The organism is uncultured Desulfovibrio sp. (assembly GCF_944327235.1).
Lineage (GTDB): Bacteria > Desulfobacterota > Desulfovibrionia > Desulfovibrionales > Desulfovibrionaceae > Desulfovibrio.
On sequence record NZ_CALVHE010000126.1, the window covers coordinates 1 to 5,162 of the forward strand.

Annotated in this window: 6 protein-coding genes; 4 read left to right on the forward strand and 2 right to left on the reverse strand. The window is 62.7% G+C overall.

The window, feature by feature from the left end; all coding sequences use genetic code 11:
* Positions 1-569 precede the first annotated feature (569 nt).
* From cbiM to Q0K00_RS11275, 3 genes are read left to right on the forward strand one after another with little or no spacing between them, the layout of a single operon-like run.
* Entirely contained in the window at positions 570-1,190 is a 621-nt protein-coding gene (cbiM, locus tag Q0K00_RS11265) for a cobalt transporter CbiM (protein ID WP_297229586.1), read from the forward strand.
* Positions 1,191-1,207: 17 nt separating this feature from the next.
* A complete protein-coding gene (cbiQ, locus tag Q0K00_RS11270) occupies positions 1,208-1,957 on the forward strand; it encodes a cobalt ECF transporter T component CbiQ (protein WP_297229588.1) in 750 nt (249 codons plus the stop codon).
* The gene (locus tag Q0K00_RS11275) at positions 1,954-2,685 is read left to right on the forward strand and encodes an ABC transporter ATP-binding protein (protein ID WP_297229590.1); all 732 of its coding nucleotides are present in this window, start codon (positions 1,954-1,956) and stop codon (positions 2,683-2,685) included. The genes cbiQ and Q0K00_RS11275 overlap by 4 nt, the downstream gene beginning before the upstream one ends.
* Before the next feature lie 475 nt (positions 2,686-3,160).
* On the opposite strand, the gene Q0K00_RS11280 is transcribed toward Q0K00_RS11275, so the two are convergent.
* Both Q0K00_RS11280 and Q0K00_RS11285 read right to left on the reverse strand, forming a co-directional pair.
* Positions 3,161-3,364 carry a hypothetical protein gene (locus Q0K00_RS11280; protein ID WP_297229591.1) on the reverse strand — a complete coding sequence of 68 codons (204 nt, stop codon included), beginning with the start codon at positions 3,362-3,364 and terminating at the stop codon, positions 3,161-3,163.
* 55 nt (positions 3,365-3,419) lie between these two features.
* A complete protein-coding gene (locus Q0K00_RS11285; protein ID WP_297229593.1) occupies positions 3,420-3,914 on the reverse strand; it encodes a Fur family transcriptional regulator in 495 nt (164 codons plus the stop codon).
* Positions 3,915-4,235: 321 nt separating this feature from the next.
* Here Q0K00_RS11285 and Q0K00_RS11290 point away from each other — a divergent pair, with 321 nt between their 5' ends.
* Positions 4,236-5,162: an EamA family transporter gene (locus Q0K00_RS11290; RefSeq protein ID WP_297229595.1), complete on the forward strand. Its 927-nt coding sequence runs from the start codon at positions 4,236-4,238 to the stop codon at positions 5,160-5,162.

A 5,162-nucleotide genomic window follows, 5' to 3' on the forward strand; every position in this document is an offset into this window, starting at 1 on the left:
GCTTGTTGGTTTGTCTGCTAACTTCCAACTTATCGAATGAGGAAAGGGTGAACAACCTATCGGAACACAACACCTAGAGCAATTCCACATTGAAAATGTGGATCGCTCTGGTAGTCGCGAGAGCGACTACCCGCAACCGAACACACGGAAAAACCACGCTTTTTCCGTAGTGTGAGGGCAGCGTCAGCATTGAGATTGGATACGATTTCAATGCGAATCCGCTCCAGGACCTGTTGACGCTGTTTGCTGTCGGTTGCGGGGACCTCAAATGACCGTGACAGGGTTTACAGGCTCTGACGGATACGGTCTCGCTCGTCGCTGTCCGGCGGGAAAAAAAGGAGCCTCCTTGCAGCGGGTTCGTCCCGCCGGATCCCTGCGGAAGGCTCTGCCCGCGAAACCTCGGGATGTCCGGCAAAGAATTTCCGGGCTACCTGTGGGGAAGCTCTGCCATTCCTCCGGAGGGCAGAGGGCGGTAGGAAAATTTCTTGCCACCTTTTCAAATTTCGTGCTACGCATCCTCTCACCGGTAGCCTTCACGCTGCCGGCAATTCGCAGAGGGGCGTGAAACCATGCATATCTCCGAAGGGGTCCTTTCTCCCGCCGTCCTGACCGGTGGGGCCGTAGTGGCGGCCGCCGGCGTCTGGGCCGGTCTGCGCCGCGTGGATTATGACAGGCTCATGCGGGTGGCCATCCTGAGCGCCGTCTTTTTTGTCGGCTCGCTCGTCCATGTGCCGGTAGGGCTCGGCAGCGCCCATCTGATCCTCAATGGCCTGCTGGGCGTGCTGCTGGGCTGGGCCGTCTTCCCGGCTCTGCTGGTGGCCCTGCTGCTGCAGGCCCTGCTGTTCCAGTTCGGCGGGGTCACGGTGCTGGGCGTCAATGTGGCGACCATGGGGATGGGCGGCATCCTGGCGCACTATCTTTGCCGCTGCTGCTGCCGCCTGCCGCACTACGGCCCACTGCTGGGCGGCTTTCTGGGCGGCGCGGTGGGCGTGCTGGCGGCCGGTCTGCTGACGGCCTTGGCGCTGGCCCTGTCGGGAGAGGCGTTCCACACCGCTGCCCGTCTCGTCCTGCTGGCGCATCTGCCCATCATGCTGGCCGAGGGCTGCCTCACCCTCTTCGTGGTCAACTTTCTGGTACGAGTGCGGCCCGGCATCTTGCCCTTCGCCTGTCCTGCCCGCCGTCTCAGCTGACCTCCGCGAGGCCGACCATGTTTGCCCAGCCTTTCGCCCACGGTCACAGCCTGCTGCACAGGCTCGATCCCCGCGTGCGTCTGGCAACGGCGGCAGGCTGCTCTGTCTGTCTTGCGCTCGTGCAGACGCGCACGGCGGCCCTCTATGGCCTGATCGTGGGCGCGTTCTTGCTGCTGCTTTCCCGGCCGCCGTGGAGGACGGCCTTGCGGCGGCTGCTGGCGGTCAATGTCTTTTTGCTGTTCCTCTGCCTGCTGACGCCCTTCAGTCTGTCCGGCGACACCGTCTGGCAGTGGGGCCCCCTTGCCGCCAGCCGTCAGGGGCTGGCTCTTGCTCTGGTGCTCTGGGCCAAATCCAACGCGCTTGTTTTCTTCTTTCTGGCACTGGCAGCCACCATGCCCGTTTCCACGGCCGGATACGCGCTCCAGCGCCTCCACTGCCCGGACAAGATCGTTTTCCTGCTGGTGTTCGCTGGTCGCTATGTCCATGACATCGCGGAAGAATGGCGCACCCTGCTTGCCGCCGCCAGATTGCGCGGCTTTCGTGCCCGTACGTCGCTCCACAGCTATCGCACGCTCGCCTCGCTGCTGGGCATCCTGCTGCTGCGCGGGCTGGACAGGGCCCAACGCGTCCATGAGGCTATGCTGCTACGCGGCTTCCGGCAACGATTTTTCTGCGTGACGCCCTTTCAGGCCCATGCCCGCGACGCCATTTTCATGGCGATCATGGGCGCGGCCATGGCTGTCCTTTGCTGGTTGGAGCTTCGATGAACAACGATCCGCCTCTTTTTTGTCTGGAAAATCTGACGCTTGTCCATGAAGGATGTGCCGAGCCCCTGCTCCGGGACATGGATTTCTGTCTGTATCCTGGTGAGCACATCGGGCTGTACGGGCCCAACGGCTGCGGCAAGACCACGCTCTTGCGCGGCATCACGGGCCTGCACAAGGCAGCGCGGGGCGGCGTGCGTTTCGAGGGAAAGCTCCTGCGCAGCGAGGCGGATTTCCATCCCCTGCGCTGTGCGGTGGGTTTCGTGCTCCAACATGCCGAGGACCAGCTCTTCTTTCCCACTGTTCTTGAGGACGTGGCCTTTGGGCCGCTCAATCTGGGACTCTCCCCGGACGACGCCCGGCAGCGGGCTCTGGAGACCCTTGCCCGTCTCGGGCTCGACGGCTTTGCCGACAGGCAGACGCACGCGCTTTCCGGCGGGGAAAAAAAACTCGTCTCCCTGGCGGGCGTGCTGGCCATGCAGCCGCAAGCCCTCCTGCTGGACGAGCCCACCAATGCGCTGGATATGTCGGCCCGTCAGCGTCTGCTGGACATCCTCGTCGGGCTGCCCACCGCACGCATCACCATTTCTCACGACTGGGATTTCCTCCAGCGGGTGAGCCGCCGCTTCATGACCATCGAGGACGGCCGCCTCATCACGGATGCTCCCAGCCTTGACCATGTCCACCGACATGCGCATCCCTGCGGCCATGTGCCGCATGTGCATACTTAGAGCAATTCCACATTGAAAATGTGGATTGCTCTGGTAGTCGCGAGAGCGACTACCCGCAACCGAACACACGGAAAAACCACGCTTTTTCCGTAGTGTGAGGGCAGCGTCAGCATGGAGATTGGACACGATTTCAATGCGAATCCGCTCTAGGATCTTTCAGGTCGGAACGACTTGCGTTCCAAACCATACGGTCTGTCGTTTCGTAGAAAAGGCTGTTTTTCCGCTTGGTTTACGACGGATGGCGCTGTGGCCACCTCGCGTCTTACTTTTTTTCAAAGGCAAAACGCGTTAAATACTCGACGCGCTCCTGCGAGTCGCGGCACGGCGCGAACACCGGACGGAGGGATCACACAGCGGCCCCGTACCGTGATGGCGCACCTTTCCCGCCCGCCGGACGACAAAAAAGGGACGCCCCCTGGACGTCCCGGTATGTGCGGATATCTCGCCCGCGCTGGGCGTTCCCGACGCCTGCCGCTCACCGCTGCCGCGAGCAGCAGGGAGGCGTCGCTGACTTGCGGTCCGCCCCAGCGGCGCAGGGCGACGGACCTTCCGCCTCGCCGCAGCGGCAGGAACCGCAGCCGCAGCTCCCCCTGCCGCGAGCGGTCACGGCTTTGTAAAACTTTCGCCCCATGTACGCCAGCGCGCCAAGGACGATAAGAGCAACAAACAACGTTTCCATACGATCCAGCCTCCTGTGATGACTGGATGGCATAAATGAAAACGAATGTCAAATTCTATCCATCTGTCCCCAGCGCGGCGTCGGGTGCGGCGTCCTTCTGCCGCTCGCGCTCTTCCCGCGCGGCGCAGGCCGAACAGACGCCATACAGATTATGCACATGACCGCGCAACAGGAAATCGTACTTGCGGGCCAGCTCGTGCTGGATCTTCTCGATGCGCGGATCATAGATCTCGATGACCTTGCCGCAGGCGACGCAGACCATGTGATCGTGGTGGCTGTCCGAAGCGGCAAGTTCGTAGCGGGCGATACCGTCGCTGAAGTGGATCTCCATGGCCAGCCCGGCTTCGCAGAGCAGCTTGAGCGTCCGGTAGACCGTGGTCTGGCCGATGCTCGAATCCTGCTGCTGGACGCGCTGGTAGAATTCCTCCAGCGAGTGGTGGCCGGGAAAGCGAAAGAAAACCTCAGCGATGATGCGCCGTTGCGCCGTGGCGTTCATCCCCTTGCGGCTGATGAACTCCTGGAAGGCGTTGTGAAAAGCAGTATTATCCATAGACCTACCCCTGATGCTCTTTCTCTAGCACGGGCACGGACATCTGCCAAGCGTTCTCTGGCCCGTCTCTTGACCGCCGCCGGGGGAACGGCTAGGTTCGGGGCCCATAAGGATGCCGTCCGCCAAACGCAGGACGTTGCGCGGGGCATGGCGTCGGGAGACGATCGGGACAGCCGCATCGACATGCCGCGAGACCGATCTTTCCCACAACGACGCGCCCCGAAAAAGGTAGTTGGACAGCAGGCTGGATGATGTGGCCCGACGCCAGGGTCGGGAGGCTCCAGCGTACGGACGGCTGTCAGGCATCATGCGAGGCCGCTCATGCAAATCTCCCCCAAAGGCATAAAGATCCTTTTCAACCTCTTCCTGCTCTACATCTCGTGGGGATCGACCTACATCTGCCTCAAGCTGTGTATGCACGCTTGCGGACCGTTCACGCTCTGCGGCGTCCGTATGCTCTGCGGCGGTCTGTTGCTGGCCCTGCTGCTGCTCCTCACCGGCCGCTGGCGGCGTCCCGCATGGGCGGACATGCGCCATGCGACGTGGCTGGCCATTTTCATGGTGCTCATGGCCAGTGGCTTCCTGGCCAGAGGGCAACAGGGCATCACCTCGTCCACGGCGGCCATCATCACGGCCTCCACGCCCATCAGCATGTTGCTGGCGGGCTGGCTCTTTGCCGGAGAAAAGCGCCCCACCCTCATGCAGTGCGTCGGCCTGCTGGGCGGCGGGACCGGCCTGCTGCTGCTCACCCTCGGCAAGGCCGCGGCGCAGGGCGGCCAGCCCGTGGAGGCGGTCAATTCCGTTTCCGGCATGATCTGGGTCTTTTCCGCCACGCTGGGCTGGGTGGCCGGGACGCTCATCTCCCGGCGCTTTCCTCACGCCTCGGGCCTGTCCGGAATGCAGTCCTGCGCGCTCCTGCTCATCTGCGGCGGACTGGAGTCCCTGCTGGTGGCCGTCTGCTCCGGGGAAGCCGCGCAACTGCGTCTTGCGGCCGTCGGCACGTCGGAACTCCTTGCCTTCGGCTGGCTGACCGTGGGCGGCTCCATCATCGCCTATTATTCCTATTTCTGGCTGCTCACTCACGCCTCCATCGCCACGGCCGTCTCCTATGAATATGTCGTGCCGGTCATCGGCGTCTTTCTGGGCTGGCAGATCGGCGGCGAGACCATTACCTGGCGTATCCTGCTGACCTGCGTGCTCATCGTGGGATCGGTCTTCTTCGTCATGTGGGACAAGCACAACAAGTAG